The following is a 23,202-nucleotide window of genomic DNA, read 5'->3' as shown; positions in this document are numbered from 1 at the left end:
GGGCATACGGATAGAGGGAACAAGGGGTTACAGCGATGCCAGGAAAGGGCGACGCTCCGGTGCTTCCGGGCGCGCGGGCGGTTGCGCGGCACGTGCGCATCTCGCCGATGAAGGCGCGCCGGGTGGTCAACCTCGTCCGCGGCCTGCCCGCGAAGGAGGCGCTCACGGTGCTGCAGTTCGCGCCGCAGGCTGCGAGCGAGCAGGTGTACAAGGTGCTCGCTAGCGCGATCGCCAACGCGGAGAACAACGAGCGGCTGGACCCCGACGCGCTGCTCGTCAGCGAGGCCTTCGTGGACGAGGGCCCGACGATGAAGCGGTTCCAGCCGCGGGCGCAGGGTCGGGCGTACCGAATCCGCAAGCGCACCTGCCACATCACTGTGGCGGTCGAAGCGGTCGCGCCGGCAGCGCCGAGGAAGGCCGCGGCGAAGAAGGCCGCCCCGGCCACGGAGGCCGCACCGGCCGAAGCGCAGAGCAAGACGGAGGACGCCGAGTAATGGGTCAGAAGGTTCACCCCACTGGGTTCCGGCTCGGCATCTCGACCGACTGGAAGTCCCGCTGGTTCGCGGACAAGCTCTACAAGGACTACATCGGCGAGGATGTCAAGATCCGCCGCATGATGTCCAAGGGCCTCGAGCGTGCCGGGATTTCCAAGGTCGACATCGAGCGCACCCGCGACCGGGTCCGGGTCGACATCCACACCGCCCGGCCGGGCATCGTCATCGGCCGTAAGGGTGCGGAGGCCGACCGGATCCGCGGCGAGCTTGAGAAGCTCACCGGCAAGCAGGTTCAGCTGAACATCATCGAGGTGAAGAACCCCGAGTCGGACGCTCAGCTGGTCGCGCAGGGCGTGGCCGAGCAGCTGTCCAGCCGGGTCAGCTTCCGTCGGGCGATGCGCAAGGCCATGCAGTCGGCGATGAAGAACCCGGTCTGCAAGGGCATCCGGGTTCAGGTCTCGGGTCGCCTCGGCGGCGCCGAGATGAGCCGGACCGAGTTCTACCGTGAGGGCCGGGTTCCGCTGCACACGCTGCGGGCCAACATCGAGTACGGCTTCTTCGAGGCCCGTACCACGTTCGGTCGGATCGGTGTGAAGGTCTGGATCTACAAGGGCGACGCCGTCCCGGGCCGGGAAGCTCCGGCCGAGGCCGGTCCGTCCCGCCCGCGTCGTGGTGAGCGCGGCGACCGTCCCGAGCGTCCGCGCCGTGGCCGGTCGGGTTCGTCCGGCACCACGGCTGGTGGCACCGAGGCCGGTCGGGCTGCTGCGACCACCATCGCGCAGCAGGCCGAGACGCCGAGCGGCGAGCCGGTCGACAGCGCAGCTGTCGCCGCCACTGCTGCTCCGGCAGAAACGCAGCAGGAGGGCTGACAGATGCTGATGCCGCGCAAGCCCCCGAAGGGCTTCCGCAAGCCGCACCACCCGGACCGCAGTGGCGCGTCCAAGGGTGGTAACCGGGTGGTGTTCGGCGAGTTCGGGATCCAGGCTCTCGAGCCGGCGTACGTGACGAACCGGCAGATCGAGTCGGCACGTATCGCGATGACTCGCCACATCAAGCGTGGTGGCAAGGTCTGGATCACGATCTTCCCGGACCAGGCCCTCACCAAGAAGCCTGCCGAGACCCGGATGGGTTCCGGTAAGGGTTCGCCCGAGTGGTGGGTCGCCAACGTCAAGCCGGGGCGGGTTCTCTTCGAGATGTCCTTCCCCAACGAGCAGACCGCGCGAGAGGCCATGCGTCGCGCGATCCACAAGCTCCCGATGAAGTGCCGCATTGTTACGCGCGAAGTGGGTGAATCCTGATGGCAGCGGGCGTTAAGGCGACCGAGCTGCGTGAGCTCTCCGAAGAGGAGCTGGTCACGAAGCTGCGGGAGGCCAAGGCGGAGCTGTTCAACCTCCGCGTGCAGGCCGCAACCGGGCAGCTCGACAACAACCGGCGGCTGCAGGTCATCCGTCGGGAGATCGCCCGGATCTACACGATCATGCGTGAGCGCGAGCTGGGGCTCTCGGCCGCGCCGACTGAGGTGACTGCATCATGACCGAAGAGACCGCCACCGCCGCCGCGCGGTCGCGCCGCAAGGTCCGCGAGGGCCTGGTGATCAGCGACAAGATGGACAAGACCGTCGTTGTCGAGGTCGAGGACCGGGTTCGGCACGCGTTGTACGGCAAGATCATGCGCCGTACGGCCAAGCTGAAGGTGCACGACGAGCAGAACGCCGCTGGCACCGGTGACCGGGTTCTCATCATGGAGACCCGGCCGCTGAGCGCCACCAAGCGTTGGCGGATCGTGGAGATCCTGGAAAAGGCCAAGTAGCGAAGGCTCGAGCTCGCCCGGCGTTGCGTCGGGCGTAGGTTCCGCCAGGCTCCGGCCGCTACGGCGGCCGGAGAACCGGCAGACATAGGAGATAGACGTGATTCAGCAGGAGTCGCGACTGCGCGTCGCCGACAACACGGGTGCTCGGGAGATCCTGTGCATCCGGGTTCTCGGCGGCTCGGGTCGGCGCTACGCGAGTATCGGCGACGTCATCGTGGCCACGGTCAAGGACGCGATCCCGGGTGCCGGTGTGAAGAAGGGCGACGTCGTCAAGGCTGTCGTCGTTCGCACGGCCAAGGAGAGGCGGCGTCCGGACGGCTCGTACATCCGCTTCGACGAGAACGCCGCCGTCATCATCAAGGACGGCGGGGACCCGCGTGGAACCCGTATCTTCGGCCCGGTGGGCCGGGAGCTGCGGGACAAGCGGTTCATGAAGATTATTTCCCTCGCGCCGGAGGTGTTGTGACCGTGAAGGTCAAGAAGGGCGACACGGTCGTCGTCATCGCCGGCAAGGACAAGGGTGCCAAGGGCAAGGTCATTCAGGCCTACCCGCGGCAGGACAAGGTCCTGGTCGAGGGCGTGAACCGGGTCAAGAAGCACACCCGCATCAGCACGACCCAGCGTGGCGCCAAGACCGGCGGCATCGTCACTCAGGAGGCCCCGATCCACGTCTCGAACGTGCAGGTCCTGGACTCCGACGGCAAGCCGACCCGCGTCGGTTACCGGATCGACGACAACGGCCAGAAGGTCCGCATCGCGCGTAGCACCGGTAAGGACCTGTGATGACCACGGCTACCGAAAAGACCCTGCCGCGCCTCAAGGAGCGGTACCGCAACGAGATCGTGGCGCAGCTGCGTGAGCAGCGCAGCTACGGCAACCCCATGCAGGTGCCGCGGCTGGTCAAGATCGTCGTCAACATGGGTGTCGGCGAGGCTGCTCGCGACGCCAAGCTGATCGACGGCGCGGTCCGCGACCTCGCCACGATCACCGGCCAGAAGCCGCAGGTGCGGCGGGCGACCAAGTCCATCGCGCAGTTCAAGCTCCGCGAGGGCATGCCGATCGGCGCGAAGGTCACCCTTCGCGGCGACCGGATGTGGGAGTTCATGGACCGGCTGCTCTCCATCGCGCTGCCGCGTATCCGCGACTTCCGCGGCCTGGACGGGCGCAAGCTGGACGGGCACGGCAACTACACGTTCGGTCTGACCGAGCAGTCGGTGTTCCACGAGATCGACCAGGACCGGATCGATCGCCAGCGGGGCATGGACATCACGGTGGTCACGACCGCCACGACCGACGACGAGGGCCGGGCGCTGCTCAAGCTCCTGGGCTTCCCGTTCAAGGAGAACTGAGATGGCCAAGAAGGCGCTGATCATCAAGGCGGCCGCGAAGCCGAAGTTCTCGGTTCGCGCGTACACCCGCTGCCAGCGGTGCGGGCGTCCGAAGGCGGTCTACCGCAAGTTCGGGCTCTGCCGGGTCTGCATCCGGGAGATGGCTCACCGCGGTGAGCTGCCGGGCGTGTCCAAGGCTTCCTGGTAAGGGCGACCGCGTCCCGGCCGTCGGCCGGGAACTCCTGCACCGATTAGGTATTGCTCTTCGCCGTAGGCCCGGGGCTGATGCCCCGGGAACCCCGGCGAGAAAGGCTGACGAAATCCATGACGATGACCGACCCGATCGCAGACATGCTCACGCGTCTGCGTAACGCCAACCAGGCGTACCACGATCAGGTGAAGATGCCCTACTCCAAGATCAAGGCGAACATCGCCGAGGTCCTGAAGGCCGAGGGTTACATCGCCACCTGGTCGGTCGAGGAGCCCGAGGAGGGCGCCGTCGGCAAGCGACTGGTCGTCGAGCTGAAGTACGGCCAGAACCGCGAGCGGAGCCTGGCCGGCATCAAGCGCGTGTCCAAGCCCGGTCTCCGGGTGTACGCCAAGTCGGACGGGCTCCCGCGGGTGCTCGGTGGGCTGGGCGTGGCGATCATTTCGACGTCCCAGGGGCTGCTGACCGACCGGCAGGCCCGCAAGCGGAGTGTTGGCGGGGAAGTCCTCGCCTTCGTCTGGTAACGGGAGACAGGTAGAAATGTCGCGAATTGGACGTAAGTCGATCCCGGTGCCAGCCGGCGTCGACATCACGATCGACGGGCAGACCGTCAAGGTCAAGGGCCCCAAGGGCCAGCTCCAGCACACCCTCGCCGAGCCGATCACGGTCGAGCGGGCCGAGGATGGGCAGCTGAGCGTCAACCGGCCGAACGACGAGCGCAAGGCCAAGGAACTCCACGGCCTGAGCCGTACGCTGGTTGCCAACATGATCGTCGGGGTCACCGAGGGCTACCGCAAGAGCCTGGAGATCGCCGGCACCGGTTACCGGGTCACCGCCAAGGGTTCGGATCTCGAGTTCGCGCTCGGGTTCTCGCACCCCGTGGTCGTCCCCGCCCCGGCGGGCATCACCTTCACGGTGGAGCGGCCGACCCTGTTCCACGTGGCTGGCATCGACAAGCAGCAGGTCGGTGAGGTCGCCGCCAACATCCGGAAGATCCGCCCGCCGGAGCCCTACAAGGGCAAGGGCGTCAAGTACCAGGGCGAGGTCATCCGCCGCAAGGCTGGAAAGGCAGGTAAGAAGTGAGCGCCACGCTGCTCAAGCGCCGCCGCGGTGTCGCCGCCAAGCGCGCCGTTGGGCGTGCGCGTCGACACTTCCGCGTCCGCAAGAACGTCAGCGGTACGGCCGAGCGTCCGCGCCTGGTCGTCACCCGCTCGCTGCGGCACATGGTCGCCCAGGTCGTCGACGACACCAAGGGTCACACCCTGGCGTCGGCGTCGACCCTGGACGCCTCGCTGCGCGGTGCGGAGGGCGACAAGAGCGCCCTGGCTGGCAAGGTGGGCGCGCTGCTCGCCGAGCGGGCCAAGGCCGCCGGCGTCTCCAAGGTCGTCTTCGACCGCGGCGGCAACCGGTACGCGGGGCGAGTCGCCGCGCTTGCCGACGCCGCCCGCGAAGCCGGGCTCGAGTTCTAACAACCCCGTCACGAGAGAGAAGGAAGGCTGCTGATGCCAGGTCAACAGCGCCGTGGCGGCGGGTCCGGTGGCAACGAGGGTGGTCGCCGCGACAACCGCCGTGAGGGCGGCCGCGGAAACGCGCCCGTCGAGAAGACCCCGCACCTTGAGCGGGTCGTCGCGATCAACCGCGTCGCCAAGGTCGTGAAGGGTGGTCGTCGCTTCAGCTTCACCGCCCTGGTGATCGTGGGCGACGGCGACGGCACGGTCGGCGTGGGCTACGGAAAGGCCAAGGAGGTGCCCGCGGCCATCGCCAAGGGTGTCGAGGAGGCCAAGAAGCACTTCTTCAAGGTCCCGCGGATCGGTCAGTCGATCCCGCACCCGGTGACGGGTGAGGACGCCGCTGGTGTGGTGCTGCTCAAGCCGGCCTCGGCCGGTACGGGTGTCATCGCCGGTGGACCGGTGCGTGCCGTGCTGGAGTGCGCTGGGATCCACGACGTGCTCTCCAAGAGCCTCGGTTCGTCGAACCCGATCAACATCGTGCACGCCACAGTGGCGGCCCTGAAGGGGCTTGAGTCCCCCGAGCAGGTCGCGGCGCGTCGTGGTCTGCCGGTGGAGGACGTCGCGCCGGCCGCCATGCTGGCGTCGCGTGCGGGGGTGGCGCACTGATGGCACGCCTGAAGGTCACCCAGCTCCGGTCCGGTATCGGGACCAAGCACAACCAGCGTGAGTCGCTGCGTTCGCTCGGTCTCAAGCGGATCAACGACGTGGTGGTCAAGGAGGACCGGCCCGAGATCCGCGGCATGATCTTCACTGTGAGCCACCTCGTGAAGGTCGAGGAGGTCGAGTAATGACGATCAAGGTGCATCACCTGCGCCCGGCGCCCGGTTCCAAGACCGCGAAGACCCGTGTGGGTCGCGGTGAGGGTTCCAAGGGCAAGACCGCTGGTCGCGGTACCAAGGGTTCCAAGGCCCGCAAGAACATCTCGGCGGCGTTCGAGGGTGGGCAGATGCCCATCCACATGCGCCTGCCGAAGATGAAGGGCTTCAAGAACAAGTTCAAGGTGGTCTTCCAGGTTGTCAACCTGGACCGACTCGCTGAGCTGTTCCCGAATGGTGGTCAGGTCGGCCCGCTGGAGCTCGTTGAGTCCGGCGCCGTCCGCAAGGGTCACCCGGTCAAGGTCCTCGGCACCGGGGACCTCGGCGGTGTGGCGCTCCAGGTGTCTGCGCACGCGTTCAGTGCGTCGGCCAAGGAGAAGATCGCTGCCGCCGGTGGCTCCGTCACCGAGCTGTAAGGCGTACGACCATGGCGCCCGTCCAGTTGAGAGCAACTGGCGGGCGCCGTGGTCTACCTGGGGCCTGAGCGCCCGGTAACATCGGTTTCGATTTATGTAGTCGGGCGCATCTGCCCGGACCGGGGTGAGGCTGTTAGAGTCCCATCCCAGCCATGGATTGCGGGCACTCGCCCGTGATCCACCCCGACCCGCCAGGGATCACCGGCGGCCCGCCTCGCGCAGGAGGAAGAAGTTGCTGTCCGCCTTTCTCAGTGCGTTCCGTACGCCTGACCTGCGCAAGAAGCTGCTGTTCACAGTAGGCATCATCGCGGTCTACCGGCTGGGTGCAACGCTCCCCAGCCCGGGCGTCTCGTACGGCAACGTGCAGAAGTGCCTCGACACCATCCAGGGTGACACCACCGGGGTGGTGAACCTTCTCAACCTCTTCTCCGGCGGAGCGCTGCTACAGCTCTCGGTCTTCGCGCTGGGTATCATGCCCTACATCACCGCGTCGATCATCTTGCAGCTGCTGACCGTCGTGATCCCCCGCCTGGAGCAGCTCCGCAAGGAGGGCCAGGCCGGTCAGGCGAAGATCACCCAGTACACCCGCTACCTGACCCTCGGTCTCGGTGTGCTGCAGGCCTCGGCGTTCGTGGCCCTGGCCCGCTCGGGCCAGCTGTTCCAGAACCGCTGCGACCAGTTCCCGATCATCCCCACCGGCACCGGCATCCCGGACTGGCTGACCCTGACCATCCTGGTGATGACGATGACCGCCGGCACCGGCATGGTCATGTGGCTCGGTGAGCTGATCACCGACCGCGGCGTCGGCAACGGCATGTCCGTCCTGATCTTCACCTCGATCGCGGCGCGGCTGCCCAGCGAGGGCTGGCAGATCAAGACCAGCAAGGGCTGGGACATGTTCGCCCTGGTCATCGCGCTGGTCCTGGTGGTCATCACCGCTGTCACCTTCATCGAGCAGGCGCAGCGCCGGATCCCGGTGCAGTACGCCAAGCGGATGATCGGTCGGCGGATGTACGGCGGCACCTCGACCTACATCCCGCTCAAGGTCAACCAGGCGGGTGTGATCCCGGTCATCTTCGGCTCGTCGCTGCTCTACCTGCCGCAGTTGGCGCTGCAGTTCTTCGACCAGACCGACCCGGGCAAGACCCAGTCGTGGATCCAGAACAACCTGGTCAACCCGAGTAGCCCGATCTACATCGCGGTCTACTTCCTGATGATCATCTTCTTCACGTACTTCTACGTCTCGATCACGTTCAACCCGACCGAGGTCGCTGACAACATGAAGAAGTACGGCGGGTTCGTGCCGGGCATCCGCCCGGGCAAGCCGACCGCCGACTACCTGGACTTCATCCTCAGCCGGATCACCCTGCCGGGCGCGCTCTACCTCGGCGTCATCTCGATCCTGCCGAACTTCTTCTTCATCTGGCTGGACAACCAGCAGTACCAGAACTTCCCGTTCGGCGGCACCGCTGTGCTCATCATGGTCGGCGTCGGTCTGGAGACCGTGAAGCAGATCGAGAGCCAACTCATGCAGCGGAACTACGAAGGGTTCCTGCGGTAGATGAGACTCGTTCTGGTTGGCCCGCCGGGCGCGGGCAAGGGCACGCAGGCCGAGTTCATCGCCGCGCACCTCTCGGTGCCGAAGATCTCGACCGGAGACATCTTCCGGTCGAACGTCACCCAGGGCACGCCGCTCGGTGTCGAGGCGAAGCGGTACATGGATGCGGGCGAGCTGGTTCCGGACGAGGTCACCATCAACATGGTCCGGGACCGGCTGGCCGAGCCCGACGCCAGCGAGGGTTTCCTGCTCGACGGCTTCCCGCGAACGACTCCGCAGGCGGCCGCTCTGGACAAGCTCCTGGCCGATCTGGGCACCGCCCTGGATCTGGTCCTGGAGCTGGTCGTCGACGACGACGAGGTGATCCGGCGGCTCTCCGGCAGGCGTACCTGCCGGGGCTGCGGCAAGATCTGGCACGTCGAGTTCGACGCCACCACCCGGCCCGGCATCTGTGACCGGTGCGGCGCCGAGCTGTTCCAGCGCGACGACGACAAGCCGGAGACGATCGCCACGCGGCTCCGCGAATACAGCGAGAAGACCGCACCCCTGGTCGACTACTACGGCGCTCAGGGCAAGCTGGTCGGGATCGACGCCACCGGGCCGGTGGAGGACGTCACCACCCGGGCCATCGACGCGTTGCGGTCGTACGGCGGCTGAGGTCCGGCCGGGCCACGGCGGATAGAGTGCGAACAGCGGGGTACGCGTTATGTGCCCCGCTGTTCGGCAACGAAAGGTAACCGCTCCATGCGTCGTCCCCAGCTGGACATCCAGCTGAAGACCCCTGACCAGATCGAGAAGATGCGGGCCGCCGGGCTGGTGGTGGCCGAGGCGTTGCGTCGGATGCGGGAGGCTGTCGCCCCCGGTGTGAGCACCGCCGATCTGGACGCCATCGCCGAGGCGACCATCCGCGAGGCGGGCGGCGTTCCGTCGTTCAAGGGCTACCACGGTTTTCCGGCGTCGATCTGTTCGTCGGTCAATGAGCAGATCGTGCACGCCATCCCGTCGCCGAAGCAGGTGCTCCAGGCCGGTGACCTGATCTCCATCGACTGCGGGGCGGTGCTGGACGGGTGGCACGGCGATTCCGCGATCACGGTCGGGGTCGGTGACGTCGATCCGGCGCTGCTGAAGATGGCCGAGGTCGCCGAGGACGCGATGTGGGCCGGCATCGCCGCCGCAGCGCGTGGTGCGGCCAGCGGTAAGGGCCGCCTCACCGACATCTCGCACGCGGTGGAGACCGCTGTCCGCAAGGGCGGCCGGTACGGCATCGTCGACGGCTACGGCGGGCACGGCATCGGCACCGAGATGCATCAGGACCCGCACGTGCTCAACCACGGTCGGCCGGGCAAGGGTCCGCGGCTGGTCCCCGGGATGGCCCTGGCCATCGAGCCGATGATCACCATGGCGTCCCCACGTACCGCCGAGTTGGCGGACGGGTGGACTGTCGTCACCCGGGACGGCTCGGTGGCCGCGCACGTCGAGCACTCGATGGCGCTGCTGCCGGACGGCGTCTGGGTGCTCACCGCGTTCGACGGTGGTCGGGCCCGCCTGGGCGACCTGGTAACGGCACGCCAACCCGCGGCCACCAAGACCCCCTAGCCCCGCCCCGGCACCACCTCGACCCGGTGATCATGAAGTTGTTGCCCTGACACGCCCGTGAGGCTGGCAACAACTTCATGATCGACCGACGTCCGGGGTCGGACGGGAGTGGCGCGACGGTGGCATGCTTGCCGGCATGGACGGGCGCGACGGGATGCGAGCCGCGGACTCGGACCGTGCGGCGGTCGCCGACAGGTTGCGGGTCGCACTCGACGAGGGCCGACTGGATCTGCACGAGTACGACGAGCGGTTGCAGCGGGCCTACGCGGCACGCACGTACGCCGACCTTGAGGCTCTGCTGACCGATCTGCCGCCGGTGACGCCGGCGCAGCGGTCGAGCCTGGCGCCGGCTGCCGGGCCGACGGTGAGCCTGCTGGGCGACGAGCTCGATCCGGCCTTCAGCAGGGGCGTCACCGCCCGCTGGTTGGCCGAGGTGTGGTCCCCGTACCTGTGGGTGATCCCCATCGTGGTGACCATCTGGGCGGTGACGTCGGTGCTCAGCCAGGACCTGCTCTACTTCTGGCCGGCCTGGGTGGCGGGGCCGTGGGGCGCGGTGCTGCTGGTCCGCACGGTGGGAGGGCTGGCCGCGAAGGAGCCTCAACGCCAGGCCGTCAAGCGCCAACGCCGCCGAGAGCGCAAGCAGGCAAAGCGCGCCCGCAAATCGGACGACCCCCCAGAAATCTCCTGACCCCGGACCGCACGGGCCCTCCTGGCCCTGTTGATCATGAAGTCATTGCCGCCGATCCCGGCGTGTCGTGACAATAACTTCATGATCAACGGCGGTGGAGATGGGGCCGTTCGGGGCGCCGCGCGGGTTGGTGGGTGGTCGGTTTGGCGGGGGACTGCAGGCCGGCGTACACTTTCAGATCGGCGCACAGCGTCCACTCCGGCATGCCCACCCTGCGCTTCGGTGGGAGCTGGAGCCGCGGCTGGCGCGGGCTTCTGATTCTGATCAGATTTCCGTGTAAGACGTTGTGGGCCGCCCGGAGCAATCGACGTCAGGACAGCGGAGGACATGCCGAAAAAAGACGGAGCCATTGAGATCGAGGGTCGGGTCATCGAGCCCCTGCCGAACGCCATGTTCCGGGTGGAGCTCGCGAACGGCCACAAGGTGTTGGCTCACATCAGCGGCAAGATGCGGCAGCACTACATCCGCATCCTTCCGGAGGACCGGGTCGTCGTCGAACTTTCGCCGTACGACCTGACCCGCGGGCGCATCGTCTACCGCTACAAGTAGTCCTGACGACGGCCGGGAAGTCCCGTGTCCGTCTTCGACGTCCGGTGTCGCGTAGCGCGTCCCCGGGCCAGATGGGAAGTAAGGCAACCGTGAAGGTCAAGCCGAGCGTCAAGAGGATCTGCCAGAAGTGCCGGGTTATCCGCCGGCACGGCCGGGTCATGGTCATCTGCAGCGACCCGCGCCACAAGCAGCGCCAGGGCTGACTCAGCCCGTCCGGCCGGAGCACGGCCGGGTGGCGTTGGTCCAGGTGGATCCCCAGCGACACACACATCACACATGCTCGTCCCAGCCGCGAGCGGTACGCCAGACGTACCTCTGCGTGGCTGACCCCCGGTCGGAGGCCGGGGCCCGCTCGGGCAGCGACCGATCCCGGTCGCCGGCGCTCACCGCGTCGGAAAGACGGGACGGCCGGTAGCGGGGTGGGACGGGTCCACACCTCCGCCACACATCACAAGGAGTACGCCCGCACATGGCACGTCTAGTCGGCGTGGATCTCCCCCGCGAAAAGCGGTTGGAGATCGCGCTCACCTACATCTTCGGGGTCGGTCGCACCCGCGCCCTGGAGACACTCGCCGCTACCGGCATCTCGCCGGACAAGCGCGCTCGGGACCTCACGGACGAGGAGCTCGTGCAGCTCCGCGACCACATCGAGGGCAACTACAAGGTTGAAGGCGACCTGCGCCGCGAGGTCGCCGCTGACATCCGCCGCAAGGTTGAGATCGGCTGCTACGCCGGCATCCGGCACCGCCGGGGCCTGCCCGTGCGTGGCCAGCGGACCAAGACCAACGCCCGGACCCGCAAGGGCCCGAAGCGGACCGTCGCCGGCAAGAAGAAGCCCGGCAAGAAGTAGTTCTTGACCGGATGACGGGGTCGGCCGCCGCCGAGGTGGGTCAGGCCGCAACCCAATCCGGAAAGTCAACTAGGAGCGCACAGACTTATGCCACCGAAGGCTCGTGCCGGAGCCGCTGTAAAGAAGGTCCGGCGCAAGGAACGCAAGAACGTCGCCCACGGGCAGGCGCACATCAAGAGCACGTTCAACAACACCATCGTGTCCATCACGGACCCGACCGGTGCGGTCATCTCCTGGGCCTCCGCTGGCCAGGTCGGCTTCAAGGGCTCCCGCAAGTCGACTCCGTTCGCTGCGCAGCTGGCCGCCGAGGCTGCCGCGCGTCGCGCCATGGAGCACGGCATGCGCAAGGTCGACGTGTTCGTCAAGGGCCCCGGCTCCGGCCGGGAAACCGCCATCCGTTCGCTGCAGGCCGTGGGCCTCGAGGTCGGCCAGATCGCCGACGTCACCCCGCAGCCGCACAACGGATGCCGTCCGCCGAAGCGTCGCCGGGTCTGAGAGGTAGAGAGAGATGGCTCGTTACACCGGTGCAGACTGCCGCCGTTGCCGGCGGGAGAAGATGAAGCTGTTCCTCAAGGGCAGCAAGTGCGATGGTCCGAAGTGCCCGTTCGAGTCCCGGCCGTTCCCGCCCGGGCAGCACGGCCGCGGCCGCACGAAGGAGACGGAGTACCTGCTCCAGCTCCGCGAGAAGCAGAAGGCCCGTCGGGTTTACGGCGTGCTGGAGAAGCAGTTCCGCGGTTACTACGAGGAAGCCGTTGGCAAGCAGGCCAAGACCGGTGAGGTCCTCCTGCAGATCCTCGAGTCGCGGCTGGACAACGTCGTTTACCGGGCCGGCTACGCCCACTCGCGGGACATGGCCCGCCAGTTGGTCAAGCACGGTCACTTCACGGTGAACGGCAAGAAGGTCGACATCCCGTCGTACCGCGTCAAGGAGCACGACATCATCGAGGTTCGGGGCAAGAGCAAGGAGCTCACCCCGTTCATCGTCGCGCAGGCTCAGGCCGGCTCGAAGACGGTTCCGGCGTGGCTTGAGGCCATCCCGAGCCAGATGAAGGTGCTCGTGCACTCCCTCCCGGCCCGGCAGGTCATCGACACGCAGGTCCAGGAGCAGTTGATCGTCGAGCTCTACTCCAAGTAGTCCGAGCTCGTTCGGTGGCCCGCCCTTCGGGGCGGGCCACCGGAACAGTTTGTGTCGTGGGCGTCAAATAGCGGGCGCCCCGGAAGAGAAGAGAAAAGATGCTCATCAGCCAGCGACCCTCCCTCTCCGAGGAGTCGATCAACGAGACCCGGTCCCGGTTCGCCATCGAGCCGCTGGAGCCGGGCTTCGGCTACACCCTGGGTAACTCGCTGCGGCGTACGCTGCTGTCGTCGATCCCGGGCGCGGCCGTCACCTCGATCAAGATCGACGGTGTGCTGCACGAGTTCACCACGATCCCCGGTGTCAAGGAGGACGTGGTCGAGCTCGTCATGAACATCAAGGAGCTGTGCGTCAGCTCCGAGCACGACGAGCCGGTCAGCATGTACCTGCGTAAGCAGGGCCCGGGCGACGTGACCGCGGGCGACATCCAGCCGCCGGCCGGCGTCTCGGTGCACAACCCGGATCTCAAGCTCGCCACCCTGAACGGCAAGGGCCGGCTCGACATGGAGCTGACCGTCGAGCGGGGCCGGGGCTACGTGACGGCGGCGCAGAACAAGCAGTCCGGTGCCGAGATCGGCCGCATCCCGGTCGACTCGATCTACTCGCCGGTGCTGAAGGTGACCTACCGCGTCGAGGCGACCCGTGTCGAGCAGCGCACCGACTTCGACCGGCTGATCATCGACGTCGAGACCAAGCCGTCGATGGGTCCGCGTACCGCGCTGGCCTCCGCCGGTTCGACGCTCGTGGAGCTGTTCGGGCTCGCCCGGGAGCTGGACGAGACCGCCGAGGGCATCGACATCGGGCCGTCCCCGCAGGACGCCCAGCTGGCGGCGGACCTCGCTCTGCCGATCGAGGAGCTGGACCTCACCGTCCGCTCCTACAACTGCCTCAAGCGCGAGGGCATCAACTCCGTTGGTGAGCTCATCGGGCGTACCGAGGCCGACCTCCTCGACATTCGCAACTTCGGTCAGAAGTCGATCGACGAGGTCAAGATGAAGCTCGCCGGGATGGGTCTCGGGCTGAAGGACTCGGCTCCGAACTTCGACCCGGCGCACGTCGTGGACACCTTCGGCGAGGCCGACTACGACACCGACGACTACCGCGAGACCGAGCAGCTCTAGTCCGCGCTGCCGCCACAACTGAGGAGCACCAAAAATGCCCACGCCCACCAAGGGCCCCCGCCTCGGCGGCAGCCCCTCGCACGAGCGGCTGATGCTGGCCAACCTGGCGACCGCGCTGTTCCAGCACGGGAAGATCCAGACCACCGAGACGAAGGCCCGGCGGCTGCGCCCGCTGGCCGAGCAGCTCATCACGAAGGCCAAGCGCGGTGACCTCGCCTCGCGGCGTCGGGTGCTGGGTGTCGTCAAGGACAAGGACGTGGTCTACGCCCTGTTCGACCAGATCGCGCCCCGGTACTCCAACCGCCCCGGCGGTTACACCCGGATCGTGAAGACCGGTCCGCGCAAGGGTGACAACGCGCCGATGGCCATCATCGAGCTGGTGGAGGAGCTTCAGGTCGCCGAGCCGAAGGTGAACAAGAAGACCGCCGCCCGCAAGGCCGCGCAGCAGGACAAGGTCGAGGCGCTCGCCCCGGCCGACGAGTCCCCGAAGTCGGCTCCGGCCGACCAGGACTCCGAGGCGCCGGTGTCGGCGTCCGGTGACACCGACGCCGCCCGCGAGGACAGCGACGAGGCCACCGAGAACAAGGCCTGATCAAGGGCATTGTCGGGCCCGGCACCCCATCGGGGTGTCGGGCCCGACCCGTAACAGGAGGTACGAGGTGGACGAGCGGATCCGGCTGCGGCTGGATGTCTCGTACGACGGCACCGACTTCTCCGGCTGGGCAGCCCAGCCGACCAGGCGCACCGTCGCGGGGGTGCTCGTCGAAACCCTGGACCTGGTCCTGGGCGCCGGTACGGCCACCGGCCTGACGGTGGCCGGGCGCACCGACGCGGGTGTGCACGCCACGGGGCAGGTGTGCCACGTGGACCTGCCCGTGGACGTGTGGCGGCAGCACGAGGGACGGCTGCTGCGTCGCCTGGCCCGGCTGCTCCCCACCGACGTGCGGGTACGGGCGATGACCGAGGTGCCGGCCGACTTCGACGCCCGGTTCTCGGCCACCTTCCGGCGCTACGAGTACCGGGTCACCGATGCGCCCTTCGGTGCCGAGCCGTTGCGCCGCCACGAGGTGCTGGCCTGGCCGAAGCCGTTGGACCTGGCCGCGCTGAACGCCGCCGCGACCGGGCTGGTGGGGGAGCACGACTTCGCCGCGTACTGCCGGCGCAAGGAGCACGCGACCACGCTTCGGGAGGTGACCCGGCTGGACTGGCGTCGCGACCCGGACGACATCCTGGTCGCCACAGTGCAGGCCGACGCGTTCTGCCAGGCGATGGTGCGCAGCCTGGTGGGGGCCATGCTGGTGGCCGGGGACGGCCGCCGCCCGGTCGAGTGGCCGGGAACTCTGCTCACCCAGCGGGAGCGGTCCAGCGAGGTGACAGTGGCCCCCGCGCGCGGGCTGACCCTGGTCGCCGTCGGCTACCCGCCAGATCCGGCCGAGTATGCCCACCGCGCCACCCTCACCCGCCGGTTGCGGGTGCCGATCGAGGGTTGACCGTCGGCACTGTCAGTTGCCCGGCAGATCGCCCTGGTTGGCGTTGCTGCCGGTAGGTGCCGCCGTCGGTTGCGCGGCGGTGCCACCGTCGGCCCGGCTCTGCAGCACGCCCCGGCTGAGGTGCAGCTCGATCATGTCGAACAGGATCTCGCGGACCTTGGCGTCACCCGCCTTGACCGCAGCCCCGTCCTTGCGGACCACCAGCGCGTACGCCAGGTAGTGGCCTCGGACCTGCCAGCCGACGCGTGCCGGAGCGTTGGCCAGGACGTCGGTGCCGTCGCCGTCGTCGGCGGTGAGGCCACGGAAACGGCCCTGCCGATCGTCGAGCAGTTGCCGGAGCCGGTCTCGGGCTCGTTCGGCGCTGACCTTGTCGGTGAGGTTGAACAGGCCGGCGGTGACCAGGTGGCTGTCGTCGGGCGTACTCAGCGTGGCCCGGACGACCTGGTTGCAGCCGAGCCGGACCAGCAGGTCGGCTACCTCGTCGGTGGCGGCGACGGCGCAACTGCCGCTGGACTGTGTCTTGAGCACCTGGTAGCTCGGCTGGTCGGCGGTGAGCTTCAACTCCCTGCCGGGGAAGAGTTCCTTTGCGGTGAGCGGGGCCTGGTCGGTGTCCCGGGAGTCGAGGGCCAGCCGTTCCGCCGGTGCCGACGTCGGGGCGGCGTTCGGCTGGTACGTCGGGTTGCCCTGCGGCTGCTCGTTGCGATTGCTGAGCAGCGCGGCGGCGCCGAGGCCGCAGAGGGCGAGCAGCACCAGGACGGCTGCGCCGCCGATCAGTACCTGCCACAGTCGGCCGCCGCCGCGCCGGGTGGGCGGCTCCGCCGACGTCGCCGAGGTGTAGATCTGGCTGCGCGGTGGGGCGGGTGGGATGTCGGCGCGTGTCGGCAGCGGCTGGGGCGCATCGGCGCGGGCGGCCGGCCCGTGCTGCGGCACATCGGCGCGAGCCGGCGCCGGCTGTGACGAGGGCAGCGAGAGCTGGTTCGGCCGGGGCAGCGACGGCGTGGGGAAGCGCGACGGAGAGGGCCCGGCCGCCGGGGGCGGACCGGCGCCGAGCACCGACAGGTCGGACCCGGGCTCCGGGTACTCCTCGAAAGCGTCCTCATCGGACTGGTACCGATACACCATGTCGCCTAGAGTAGGAGCCATTGTCCCTTTAGGGGGTAATATTGGGGAAATGTGCCTGTGGGCCGCGTCAGGTCCGCCCCGGACCGGTGCGAGAATTGCCGGGTGACCGGCGACCACTACTTCACCGCTCAGCCCACCAGCGACGCCCCGGCGCGCGAGGTCGAGTTCTCCGTCGCCGACCGCGACTACCGGCTCGCCTCCGCCGGCGGGGTCTTCTCCGCCAGCCGACTCGACCCGGGCACCGCAGTGCTGCTGCGCAAGGCCGAGCTGCCCGCCGCCGACACCACCGGCGACCTGCTCGACCTCGGCTGCGGGTTCGGGCCGATCAGCTGCGTGCTGGCCGACCTCGCGCCCGCCAGCACCATCTGGGCGGTCGACGTCAACGCCCGGGCCCGCGAGCTGACCGCCGCCAACGCGGCTCGGGTCGGCGCCGCCGACCGGGTCCGGGTCAGCACGCCCGACGATGTTCCAGACGGCCTCCGCTTCGCCCAGATCTGGTCGAACCCGCCCATCCGAATCGGCAAGGACGGGCTGCACGACCTGTTGCTGCGGTGGCTGCCCCGACTCGCCCCGGACGGCGTCGGCTGGCTGGTAGTCGCCCGGCACCTCGGCGGCGACTCGCTCCAACGCTGGCTCACCGAGCAGAACTGGCAGGTCGAGCGGTACGCCAGCCAAAAGGGCTTCCGGGTGCTGCGCGTCACCCGGTAATTGGATATACCCCCCGACCCTCGTTGGGGCAGGATCCCGGCGTGGGATACGTGGACGTGGCAGCGGTCGGGCACATCCTGCCCGACGGTCGGGAACTCTTCGCCGACGTGTCGTTCCGGGTCGGGGAGGGCAGCAAGGTCGCCCTCGTCGGGCCGAACGGCGCGGGAAAGACGACGCTGCTGAGGATGGTCGCCGGCGACCTGCCGGTACGCAGCGGCGTCGTCGCACGGGCCGGCGGGCTGGGAGTGATGCGCCAGTTCATCGGCATGATCGGCGACGAGTCGACCCTCGCCGACCTGGCGCTGTCGCTGGCCCCGCCGGCGCTTCGCGACGCCGGCCGGCGGCTCGCCGAGACCGAGGCGGCCATGCGGGCGGCCGAGGCCCACGGCAAGTTCAGCAACGCCGCGGGCAAGGCCCAGCTGGCGTACGCCGATGCGCTCGGTGCCTGGGGCGAGGCCGGCGGGTACGACGCCGAGGTGCTCTTCGACACCGTCGCGACAATAGTGCTCGGCCAGCCGTGGGACGCCGTACGGGAGCGTCCGGTGCGTACCCTCTCCGGCGGTCAGCAGAAGCGCTTCGCCCTGGAGCTGCTGCTGCGCGGCCCGGACGAGGTGCTGCTGCTCGACGAACCGGACAACTTCCTCGACGTGCCCGGCAAACGCTGGCTGGAGGCGCGACTGCGCGAGTCGACGAAGTCGGTGCTCTACGTCTCGCACGACCGTGAGCTGCTGGCCCAGAGCGCCGACCGGGTGGTCGCCGTCGAGGGCGGCAGCGCCTGGGTGCACCCGGGCGGCTTCGCCAGCTGGTACGAGGCGCGGGTGGCCCGGCACGCCCGCCTCGACGAGCTGCGCCGACGCTGGGACGAGGAGCACCAGAAGCTGCGTGACCTGGTGCTGATGTACAAGCAGAAGGCCGCGTACAACGACGGGTTGGCCTCGCGCTACCAGGCCGCGCAGACCCGGCTGCGCAAGTTCGAGGAGGCCGGGCCGCCGCCCGTACCCCCCAAGGACCAGGACATCCGGATGCGCCTGTCCGGCGGGCGGACCGGCAAGCGCGCGGTCGTCTGCGAGCAACTGGAGCTCGACGGCCTGACATTCCCCTTCGACCTGGAGATCTGGTACGGCGACCGGGTGGCGGTGCTCGGTGCCAACGGCACCGGCAAGTCGCACTTCCTGCGGTTGCTGGCCCGTGGCGGCACCGACCCCGACCCGGCGAACGGACCGGTCGACGGGGCGGGCGCGCTCACGCCGGTGACGCACGAGGGCATGGCCCGCCTTGGCGCCCGGGTCCGCCCCGGGCACTTCTCCCAGACCCACGACCGGCCGGAGCTGATGTCGAAGACGCTCGTCGAGATCCTCTGGCGCGGCGACGAGCACCGCACCGGAATGGACCGGCACGCGGCGATGGGGGTGCTCAGTCGCTACGAGCTGGCCGCGCAGGGCGACCAGCGCTTCGGCACGCTCTCCGGCGGGCAGCAGGCCCGATTCCTGGTGCTGCTGCTGGAGCTGTCCGGGGCGACACTGCTGCTGCTCGACGAGCCCACCGACAACCTCGACCTGGCCAGCGCGGAAGCGCTCGAAACGGGCCTGAACGCCTTCGAGGGGACGGTCATCGCGGTGACCCACGACCGTTGGTTCACCCGCTCGTTCGACAGGTTCGTGCTGTTCCGGGGCGACAGCGAGGTGGTGGAGACCCCGGAACCGGTCTGGGACGTCGGGTGATCCCCACCGACCTGCCCGACCGCCTGTGCGGCGTCGAGGGGGTGGTCGCCGTGGCGCTCGGTGGCAGCCGGGCCCGCGGCGAGCACCGCCCCGACTCCGACTGGGACCTGGGCCTGTACTACTACAAGGACGGGCTGGACGTGCCGGCGTTGCGGGCGGTGGCCGCGACCGTCGCGGATGACCCCGAAGTAGTTCTCACCGCCCCGGGTGGTTGGGGGCCCTGGGTCGACGGTGGTGGTTGGCTGCGAATCGGCGGGGTCGCCGTGGACTGGATCTACCGGGATCTCGACCGGGTGCACCGCGCCTGGACGGAATGCCAGGTCGGCCGGTACGAGGTCGGCGTGCAGGCCGGGCACCCACTCGGTTTCTACTCGTCCGCCTACGTCGGCGAAGTGGCGCTGTGCCAGGTGCTGGCGGATCCGGCCGGCCAGCTGACCCGGCTGAAGGAGCAGACCCGGGACTATCCACCCGCGCTGGCCGACGCGCTGGTGGCCGGCGGCTGGGAGGCCGGGTTTCTGCTCAGCGGCGCGGCCAAGGCCGCCGTCGGCGGGGACAGCGGGTACGTCGCCGGCTGCCTGTTCCGGACGATCGGGGTGCTCGCCCAGGTGCTGCACGCCCGGGCGGGCCGGTGGTTGGTCAACGAGAAGGGGATGATCGCCGCCGCAGGGCGGCTGCCCGGGGCCCCGCCACACTTCGAGCAGCGGGCGCAGGCTCTGCTCGGCGCCGTCGGCCGCCGCCCCGCCGAGCTGGCCGCCACCGTCGGAGCCGCCCGTGAGCTGGTCACCGAGGTGGTCGGCTGAGCCGCCGCCGAGGTGGCCTGCGCTCGGTGGACATAGGGTGGATCTCGTGACTGAGTTAACGCTTACCCACGGATGAATCCAGGGGATTTCCGGCTCGGACCGCATTCGACCCCGCATCCCGAAGGGAGGTGGTCACATGCCTTACGTCGTCAGCACCGGCACGGTCGCGCTCTACCGTGGCGAGGATCGTCCTCGCGGCGTTGAGGTCGCGGCAGGCGGTGAAACCGCAGGCAGCGCACTCGAAAATTCTGACATTCAAACCGATGCGCTGCTTGGCTCTCGCCGCGCACGAGGAACACGTCATGGTTGTGTAGGCGGGCGGAACCAGCACCACCTTTCGGCCCGCCCGCGTGCCCTGCTGGATCAGTTCCCGCTTCGCCGTGCCGATCGCGGCGTCAGCGGCTTTACGTGCCATCGTGGACCTGGTCAGGAACGTCGGTTTGAAGTCTTCCACGGCGATCACCTGGTGGTGGTCGACGACTCGTTTCGCCCACTGGCGGGAGTCGTGGATGTTCTGTCGGGCAGCTTTCTTGTGCAACTTCGCCGCCGCGCGCTTGGCCCTTCGGTAGCCGTTGGACTGCGCATGGCCCTGCGGGCGGCGTCGGCGGGCCATCTTCCGCTGCGCCCTGGCCAACTCAGCGGCGCACCGCTTGCGATGCCCGAGGTGCGGCAAATCGAATCGGGCATCGGTGGTCGTGGCGGTGGTCTTCACGCCCCAGTCAACGCCGATCGACTTGGACGCCTCGGGTGTGGCGGCGGCCTCGCGGCGGACGACGAACGACGCGTACCAGTGGCCAAGGCTGTCTTGGTAGACGCGCACGCTGGTCGGCGGAGACGGCAGGTCCCGGGACCAGACGACGGGCATGCTGATGCCACCGGCAAGGCGCAGCCGCGTTTCGGCGATGGTGAAGCCACGCAGGGTGTACTCCATGCTGGGCAGCGACCGTTTTCGGGTCTTCACCTTCGGCCGTCCCCGGCCTTTGACGGTGAACGAGTGGCGCAGCGCGGCCGCGTACGTGCGCAGGGTCTGTTGCTGAGCGACCTGCGAGCCGGCGCGCAGCCAAGCGTTTCTGGCGCGGGCTTCAGTGAGCATCTTGGACAGCCCGCCGAAGGTGGGCTTCGCGCCAACCTCCTGCTGGTGCACGGCTTCGTTCCATAGGAATCGGCAGCGGCCCCATTCGGCGAGCAGTGCGGCCGTCGCGGTCGCGGCGGGGCGCAGCCGGTAGGTGTAGCGCACTACCTCCATCACAACAATCACTATAAATCTCGACGGCAGATAGTGCCGGGACGTTCGAGGTGGAAATCCAGACTGCCAATCTTTTGGAGCAATGGCCATTTCGTCGCCACAACCGGCGGCACGATCTCAGAGGTGGTCAACGTTATGTCGATAACCAGCGCAACGTGTGCATTGATTCCGCACCTCAACCTGATTAAAGACGAGGGTGTCTCATGAACGACCAAATGACCTATCGCCGGCTGGGCGACTCCGGGCTCGTGGTGTCCGTGGTCGGCATCGGCTGCAACAACTTCGGCCGCAAACTCGACCTCGACGGCACCCGGGCGGTGGTGGACGCCGCGCTGGACGCCGGGATCACCCTGTTCGACACCGCCGACATCTACGGCGAGCCGCAGGGCAGCTCCGAGGAACTGCTCGGCCAGGCGCTCAAGGGCCGCCGGGACGACGTGGTGGTGGCCACCAAGTTCGGCATGGACATGAACGGCCTCAACGGGCCGGACTACGGCGCGCGTGGTGCGCGGCGCTACATCGCCCGCGCTGTGGAGGCGTCGCTGCGCCGCCTCGGCACCGACCACATCGACCTGTACCAGATGCACGAGCCCGACCCGGGCACCCCGATCGACGAGACCCTCGCCGCACTGGACGACCTGGTCCGGGACGGCAAGGTCCGCTACCTGGGCAACTCGAACTTCGCCGGCTGGCAGATCGCCGACGCGGACTGGGTCGCCTCGTCCAACGGTCGGTCCCGCTTCATCAGCGCGCAGAACCACTACAGCCTGGTGGAGCGCTCGGTGGAGGCCGAGGTGATCCCTGCCTGTGAGCGGTTCGGCCTCGGCATGCTGCCGTTCTTCCCGCTCGCCAACGGTCTGCTCACCGGCAAGTACAAGCGCGAGGCTCAGCCGCCGGCCGGCAGCCGGCTCTCCGGCGGTGGCCGGTACGCGGAGCGGCTCGCCGCAGCCGACTGGGACACCATCGAGGCGATCGAGGCGTACGCGGCCGAGCGGGGTCTGACGATGCTCCAGGTGGCGATCGGCGGGCTGGCCGCCCAGCCGGCGGTGACCTCGGTGATCGCCGGTGCCACCACGCCCGAGCAGGTGCGTGCCAACGCCGCCGCTGGCGTCTGGGAGCCCAGCGACGACGATCTGGCGGCGCTGCGCGCCGTCCTCTGAGCGCTGCGGGGCGTGCGCTGCGTCGCGCGCGGGCGTGCGCTGCGTCGCGCGCGCGTGCGCTGCGCATGATCCACTCGCGTTCCTTGAAGTCGGGGTGACCTGCAGTCCGGGAAGCCCCGACTTCAAGGAGGCCGAGTCGATCACCAGCCGATCGAACGACACCGGGCCGGGCCGCTCGTCGCGGCCCGGCCCGGTCCTGTGCGTGGGCGCCGGAGCGCCGGTCTACCAGCTGGTGCGCCGGTCGGTCTAGCTGGTGCGGCGGCGGCCGAACAGCATGGCCACGCCCATGGCGGCGGCGATGAGCACGAGACCGGCCGCCGCGAACGGCCACCAGTCCGCTCCGCCGCCGTCCGCCGGCTCGGTCACCGCGACCGGCTTGGGCGCCGGCGGTGACTGCGCCGCCTTCGCCTGCACCGTGGCGGTGGCCTTGCTCTGAAGTGGAGCGGGGGAGTTCACCGACACCTTCCACGTGCCGGTGGAGAGCACCGGGCCGCTGCTGTAGAAACCGTGCCCCTCGGGCTGCGGTTCGAGCTGCACCGGCCCGACCCGCTGCCCGTCCGGGCCGGTGGCGGTGAGGACCAACCGCACCACCTGCTCCAGCCGGCGGCCATCGGCGTAGGTGGCCTGGATGGTGACGCCCTGAGCCCCGTCGCCGGCCACAGTGAGTTTGAGCTTGTCGGCCTGCGCCGCCGGGGCGGCCTTGTCAGCCTGTGCAGCCGGGGCGGCCTGAGCGGCCTGCGCTGCCGCCGGGGCGGCGGCGGACAGGGTCACTGCCAGTCCGACGAACACGGCGGCCAGGATCTTGCGGATACCCGTCACGGACATCTCCTCCCTACCGATGAGGGAGGCCCCTCCCCGACGCCGTAGCGCCGGGGAG

General features: G+C 68.9%; 34 protein-coding genes. 31 read left to right on the top strand and 3 right to left on the bottom strand.

What is annotated here, in order from left to right; translation table 11 throughout:
- The first annotated feature begins 35 nt into the window (after positions 1–35).
- The 27 genes from rplV to truA all read left to right on the top strand — a co-directional run bounded on the left by rplV (position 36) and on the right by truA (position 15,568).
- Complete coding sequence (gene rplV / locus OHB44_RS30630; protein ID WP_007465297.1) at positions 36–494, top strand: 50S ribosomal protein L22; 459 nt, start codon at positions 36–38, stop codon at positions 492–494.
- Positions 494–1,363 (top strand): 30S ribosomal protein S3, encoded by an 870-nt coding sequence (rpsC, locus tag OHB44_RS30625; protein ID WP_091402401.1) that lies wholly within the window; start codon positions 494–496, stop codon positions 1,361–1,363. Before rplV ends, rpsC begins: the two co-directional genes overlap by 1 nt.
- Before the next feature lie 3 nt (positions 1,364–1,366).
- Positions 1,367–1,792 (top strand): 50S ribosomal protein L16, encoded by a 426-nt coding sequence (gene rplP, locus OHB44_RS30620; protein ID WP_053653940.1) that lies wholly within the window; start codon positions 1,367–1,369, stop codon positions 1,790–1,792.
- On the top strand, positions 1,792–2,028 hold the full coding sequence (rpmC, locus tag OHB44_RS30615) for a 50S ribosomal protein L29 (RefSeq protein WP_007465283.1): 237 nt from the start codon (positions 1,792–1,794) through the stop codon (positions 2,026–2,028). The genes rplP and rpmC overlap by 1 nt, the downstream gene beginning before the upstream one ends.
- Positions 2,025–2,303, top strand: coding sequence for a 30S ribosomal protein S17 (gene rpsQ / locus OHB44_RS30610; RefSeq protein WP_030489590.1), 279 nt, complete (start codon positions 2,025–2,027; stop codon positions 2,301–2,303). The genes rpmC and rpsQ overlap by 4 nt, the downstream gene beginning before the upstream one ends.
- A gap of 97 nt (positions 2,304–2,400) precedes the next feature.
- Positions 2,401–2,769 carry a 50S ribosomal protein L14 gene (gene rplN, locus OHB44_RS30605; protein WP_007465279.1) on the top strand — a complete coding sequence of 123 codons (369 nt, stop codon included), beginning with the start codon at positions 2,401–2,403 and terminating at the stop codon, positions 2,767–2,769.
- Positions 2,766–3,086 (top strand): 50S ribosomal protein L24, encoded by a 321-nt coding sequence (gene rplX, locus OHB44_RS30600; RefSeq protein ID WP_172899047.1) that lies wholly within the window; start codon positions 2,766–2,768, stop codon positions 3,084–3,086. Before rplN ends, rplX begins: the two co-directional genes overlap by 4 nt.
- Entirely contained in the window at positions 3,086–3,652 is a 567-nt protein-coding gene (rplE, locus tag OHB44_RS30595) for a 50S ribosomal protein L5 (RefSeq protein ID WP_091402385.1), read from the top strand. The genes rplX and rplE overlap by 1 nt, the downstream gene beginning before the upstream one ends.
- A gap of 1 nt (position 3,653) precedes the next feature.
- A complete protein-coding gene (locus OHB44_RS30590; protein ID WP_007465272.1) occupies positions 3,654–3,839 on the top strand; it encodes a type Z 30S ribosomal protein S14 in 186 nt (61 codons plus the stop codon).
- 116 nt (positions 3,840–3,955) lie between these two features.
- Complete coding sequence (rpsH, locus tag OHB44_RS30585; RefSeq protein ID WP_007465270.1) at positions 3,956–4,363, top strand: 30S ribosomal protein S8; 408 nt, start codon at positions 3,956–3,958, stop codon at positions 4,361–4,363.
- 16 nt (positions 4,364–4,379) lie between these two features.
- Positions 4,380–4,922, top strand: coding sequence for a 50S ribosomal protein L6 (gene rplF, locus OHB44_RS30580; protein WP_091402383.1), 543 nt, complete (start codon positions 4,380–4,382; stop codon positions 4,920–4,922).
- Positions 4,919–5,308 (top strand): 50S ribosomal protein L18, encoded by a 390-nt coding sequence (gene rplR / locus OHB44_RS30575; RefSeq protein ID WP_091402381.1) that lies wholly within the window; start codon positions 4,919–4,921, stop codon positions 5,306–5,308. Before rplF ends, rplR begins: the two co-directional genes overlap by 4 nt.
- A gap of 33 nt (positions 5,309–5,341) precedes the next feature.
- Complete coding sequence (rpsE, locus tag OHB44_RS30570; RefSeq protein ID WP_074314587.1) at positions 5,342–5,956, top strand: 30S ribosomal protein S5; 615 nt, start codon at positions 5,342–5,344, stop codon at positions 5,954–5,956.
- Positions 5,956–6,138 carry a 50S ribosomal protein L30 gene (rpmD, locus tag OHB44_RS30565; RefSeq protein ID WP_007465262.1) on the top strand — a complete coding sequence of 61 codons (183 nt, stop codon included), beginning with the start codon at positions 5,956–5,958 and terminating at the stop codon, positions 6,136–6,138. The genes rpsE and rpmD overlap by 1 nt, the downstream gene beginning before the upstream one ends.
- Positions 6,138–6,581 (top strand): 50S ribosomal protein L15, encoded by a 444-nt coding sequence (gene rplO, locus OHB44_RS30560; RefSeq protein ID WP_030329906.1) that lies wholly within the window; start codon positions 6,138–6,140, stop codon positions 6,579–6,581. Before rpmD ends, rplO begins: the two co-directional genes overlap by 1 nt.
- Before the next feature lie 232 nt (positions 6,582–6,813).
- Positions 6,814–8,142 (top strand): preprotein translocase subunit SecY, encoded by a 1,329-nt coding sequence (gene secY / locus OHB44_RS30555; protein ID WP_238687834.1) that lies wholly within the window; start codon positions 6,814–6,816, stop codon positions 8,140–8,142.
- Positions 8,143–8,796, top strand: a complete 654-nt coding sequence (locus tag OHB44_RS30550) for an adenylate kinase (RefSeq protein WP_088950228.1) — start codon at positions 8,143–8,145, stop codon at positions 8,794–8,796.
- 87 nt (positions 8,797–8,883) lie between these two features.
- A complete protein-coding gene (map, locus tag OHB44_RS30545; protein WP_091402377.1) occupies positions 8,884–9,735 on the top strand; it encodes a type I methionyl aminopeptidase in 852 nt (283 codons plus the stop codon).
- Positions 9,736–9,871: 136 nt separating this feature from the next.
- Positions 9,872–10,423 carry a DUF1707 SHOCT-like domain-containing protein gene (locus OHB44_RS30540; protein ID WP_266304405.1) on the top strand — a complete coding sequence of 184 codons (552 nt, stop codon included), beginning with the start codon at positions 9,872–9,874 and terminating at the stop codon, positions 10,421–10,423.
- A gap of 327 nt (positions 10,424–10,750) precedes the next feature.
- A complete protein-coding gene (infA, locus tag OHB44_RS30535) occupies positions 10,751–10,972 on the top strand; it encodes a translation initiation factor IF-1 (RefSeq protein ID WP_007073013.1) in 222 nt (73 codons plus the stop codon).
- Positions 10,973–11,061: 89 nt separating this feature from the next.
- On the top strand, positions 11,062–11,175 hold the full coding sequence (rpmJ, locus tag OHB44_RS30530) for a 50S ribosomal protein L36 (RefSeq protein WP_088952025.1): 114 nt from the start codon (positions 11,062–11,064) through the stop codon (positions 11,173–11,175).
- Positions 11,176–11,441: 266 nt separating this feature from the next.
- A complete protein-coding gene (gene rpsM, locus OHB44_RS30525) occupies positions 11,442–11,822 on the top strand; it encodes a 30S ribosomal protein S13 (protein ID WP_030329917.1) in 381 nt (126 codons plus the stop codon).
- Between the two features lie 87 nt (positions 11,823–11,909).
- On the top strand, positions 11,910–12,317 hold the full coding sequence (gene rpsK, locus OHB44_RS30520) for a 30S ribosomal protein S11 (protein ID WP_030329919.1): 408 nt from the start codon (positions 11,910–11,912) through the stop codon (positions 12,315–12,317).
- Between the two features lie 13 nt (positions 12,318–12,330).
- Positions 12,331–12,957 (top strand): 30S ribosomal protein S4, encoded by a 627-nt coding sequence (gene rpsD / locus OHB44_RS30515; protein WP_030489600.1) that lies wholly within the window; start codon positions 12,331–12,333, stop codon positions 12,955–12,957.
- A gap of 98 nt (positions 12,958–13,055) precedes the next feature.
- Positions 13,056–14,078 carry a DNA-directed RNA polymerase subunit alpha gene (locus OHB44_RS30510; protein ID WP_007465227.1) on the top strand — a complete coding sequence of 341 codons (1,023 nt, stop codon included), beginning with the start codon at positions 13,056–13,058 and terminating at the stop codon, positions 14,076–14,078.
- Positions 14,079–14,112: 34 nt separating this feature from the next.
- On the top strand, positions 14,113–14,670 hold the full coding sequence (gene rplQ, locus OHB44_RS30505; RefSeq protein WP_238687832.1) for a 50S ribosomal protein L17: 558 nt from the start codon (positions 14,113–14,115) through the stop codon (positions 14,668–14,670).
- 67 nt (positions 14,671–14,737) lie between these two features.
- On the top strand, positions 14,738–15,568 hold the full coding sequence (truA, locus tag OHB44_RS30500; RefSeq protein ID WP_330438983.1) for a tRNA pseudouridine(38-40) synthase TruA: 831 nt from the start codon (positions 14,738–14,740) through the stop codon (positions 15,566–15,568).
- A 12-nt stretch (positions 15,569–15,580) separates the two neighbouring features.
- On the opposite strand, the gene OHB44_RS30495 is transcribed toward truA, so the two are convergent.
- Positions 15,581–16,690 carry a hypothetical protein gene (locus tag OHB44_RS30495; RefSeq protein ID WP_330438982.1) on the bottom strand — a complete coding sequence of 370 codons (1,110 nt, stop codon included), beginning with the start codon at positions 16,688–16,690 and terminating at the stop codon, positions 15,581–15,583.
- Between the two features lie 102 nt (positions 16,691–16,792).
- Here OHB44_RS30495 and OHB44_RS30490 point away from each other — a divergent pair, with 102 nt between their 5' ends.
- The 3 genes from OHB44_RS30490 to OHB44_RS30480 are packed head-to-tail and all read left to right on the top strand — an operon-like array spanning position 16,793 to position 19,919.
- Positions 16,793–17,398 carry a class I SAM-dependent methyltransferase gene (locus tag OHB44_RS30490; protein WP_330438981.1) on the top strand — a complete coding sequence of 202 codons (606 nt, stop codon included), beginning with the start codon at positions 16,793–16,795 and terminating at the stop codon, positions 17,396–17,398.
- A 41-nt stretch (positions 17,399–17,439) separates the two neighbouring features.
- Positions 17,440–19,119 (top strand): ABC-F family ATP-binding cassette domain-containing protein, encoded by a 1,680-nt coding sequence (locus OHB44_RS30485; protein ID WP_238687828.1) that lies wholly within the window; start codon positions 17,440–17,442, stop codon positions 19,117–19,119.
- Positions 19,116–19,919, top strand: a complete 804-nt coding sequence (locus OHB44_RS30480) for a nucleotidyltransferase domain-containing protein (RefSeq protein ID WP_330438980.1) — start codon at positions 19,116–19,118, stop codon at positions 19,917–19,919. The genes OHB44_RS30485 and OHB44_RS30480 overlap by 4 nt, the downstream gene beginning before the upstream one ends.
- Positions 19,920–19,974: 55 nt before the next feature.
- Here the strand turns inward: OHB44_RS30480 and OHB44_RS30475 are convergent, their stop codons facing one another.
- A complete protein-coding gene (locus OHB44_RS30475) occupies positions 19,975–21,165 on the bottom strand; it encodes an RNA-guided endonuclease InsQ/TnpB family protein (RefSeq protein ID WP_330441300.1) in 1,191 nt (396 codons plus the stop codon).
- A 215-nt stretch (positions 21,166–21,380) separates the two neighbouring features.
- Between OHB44_RS30475 and OHB44_RS30470 the strand changes: the two genes are divergently transcribed.
- Positions 21,381–22,325 carry an aldo/keto reductase gene (locus OHB44_RS30470; protein WP_330441299.1) on the top strand — a complete coding sequence of 315 codons (945 nt, stop codon included), beginning with the start codon at positions 21,381–21,383 and terminating at the stop codon, positions 22,323–22,325.
- A gap of 246 nt (positions 22,326–22,571) precedes the next feature.
- On the opposite strand, the gene OHB44_RS30465 is transcribed toward OHB44_RS30470, so the two are convergent.
- Positions 22,572–23,144 (bottom strand): hypothetical protein, encoded by a 573-nt coding sequence (locus OHB44_RS30465; protein WP_330438979.1) that lies wholly within the window; start codon positions 23,142–23,144, stop codon positions 22,572–22,574.
- Positions 23,145–23,202 lie beyond the last annotated feature (58 nt).

It is taken from the genome of Micromonospora sp. NBC_00821 (assembly GCF_036347035.1).
GTDB classification, from domain to species: Bacteria; Actinomycetota; Actinomycetes; order Mycobacteriales; family Micromonosporaceae; genus Micromonospora; species Micromonospora hortensis.
The sequence above is the reverse complement of the archived record's forward strand: the minus strand, read 5'-3'. Positions and strand labels throughout refer to the sequence as shown.

Excerpts from the sequence above, each read along its gene's own strand:
- rplV (WP_007465297.1), top strand. The coding sequence starts at position 36 with ATGCCAGGAAAGGGCGACGCTCCGGTGCTTCCGGGCGCGCGGGCGGTT.
- rpsC (WP_091402401.1), top strand. The coding sequence starts at position 494 with ATGGGTCAGAAGGTTCACCCCACTGGGTTCCGGCTCGGCATCTCGACC.
- rplP (WP_053653940.1), top strand. The coding sequence starts at position 1,367 with ATGCTGATGCCGCGCAAGCCCCCGAAGGGCTTCCGCAAGCCGCACCAC.
- rpmC (WP_007465283.1), top strand. The coding sequence starts at position 1,792 with ATGGCAGCGGGCGTTAAGGCGACCGAGCTGCGTGAGCTCTCCGAAGAG.
- rpsQ (WP_030489590.1), top strand. The coding sequence starts at position 2,025 with ATGACCGAAGAGACCGCCACCGCCGCCGCGCGGTCGCGCCGCAAGGTC.
- rplE (WP_091402385.1), top strand. The coding sequence starts at position 3,086 with ATGACCACGGCTACCGAAAAGACCCTGCCGCGCCTCAAGGAGCGGTAC.
- OHB44_RS30590 (WP_007465272.1), top strand. The coding sequence starts at position 3,654 with ATGGCCAAGAAGGCGCTGATCATCAAGGCGGCCGCGAAGCCGAAGTTC.
- rpsH (WP_007465270.1), top strand. The coding sequence starts at position 3,956 with ATGACGATGACCGACCCGATCGCAGACATGCTCACGCGTCTGCGTAAC.
- rplF (WP_091402383.1), top strand. The coding sequence starts at position 4,380 with ATGTCGCGAATTGGACGTAAGTCGATCCCGGTGCCAGCCGGCGTCGAC.
- rpsE (WP_074314587.1), top strand. The coding sequence starts at position 5,342 with ATGCCAGGTCAACAGCGCCGTGGCGGCGGGTCCGGTGGCAACGAGGGT.
- rpmD (WP_007465262.1), top strand. The coding sequence starts at position 5,956 with ATGGCACGCCTGAAGGTCACCCAGCTCCGGTCCGGTATCGGGACCAAG.
- rplO (WP_030329906.1), top strand. The coding sequence starts at position 6,138 with ATGACGATCAAGGTGCATCACCTGCGCCCGGCGCCCGGTTCCAAGACC.
- OHB44_RS30550 (WP_088950228.1), top strand. The coding sequence starts at position 8,143 with ATGAGACTCGTTCTGGTTGGCCCGCCGGGCGCGGGCAAGGGCACGCAG.
- map (WP_091402377.1), top strand. The coding sequence starts at position 8,884 with ATGCGTCGTCCCCAGCTGGACATCCAGCTGAAGACCCCTGACCAGATC.
- OHB44_RS30540 (WP_266304405.1), top strand. The coding sequence starts at position 9,872 with ATGGACGGGCGCGACGGGATGCGAGCCGCGGACTCGGACCGTGCGGCG.
- infA (WP_007073013.1), top strand. The coding sequence starts at position 10,751 with ATGCCGAAAAAAGACGGAGCCATTGAGATCGAGGGTCGGGTCATCGAG.
- rpsM (WP_030329917.1), top strand. The coding sequence starts at position 11,442 with ATGGCACGTCTAGTCGGCGTGGATCTCCCCCGCGAAAAGCGGTTGGAG.
- rpsK (WP_030329919.1), top strand. The coding sequence starts at position 11,910 with ATGCCACCGAAGGCTCGTGCCGGAGCCGCTGTAAAGAAGGTCCGGCGC.
- rpsD (WP_030489600.1), top strand. The coding sequence starts at position 12,331 with ATGGCTCGTTACACCGGTGCAGACTGCCGCCGTTGCCGGCGGGAGAAG.
- OHB44_RS30510 (WP_007465227.1), top strand. The coding sequence starts at position 13,056 with ATGCTCATCAGCCAGCGACCCTCCCTCTCCGAGGAGTCGATCAACGAG.
- rplQ (WP_238687832.1), top strand. The coding sequence starts at position 14,113 with ATGCCCACGCCCACCAAGGGCCCCCGCCTCGGCGGCAGCCCCTCGCAC.
- OHB44_RS30495 (WP_330438982.1), bottom strand. The coding sequence starts at position 16,690 with ATGGTGTATCGGTACCAGTCCGATGAGGACGCTTTCGAGGAGTACCCG.
- OHB44_RS30475 (WP_330441300.1), bottom strand. The coding sequence starts at position 21,165 with ATGGAGGTAGTGCGCTACACCTACCGGCTGCGCCCCGCCGCGACCGCG.
- OHB44_RS30470 (WP_330441299.1), top strand. The coding sequence starts at position 21,381 with ATGACCTATCGCCGGCTGGGCGACTCCGGGCTCGTGGTGTCCGTGGTC.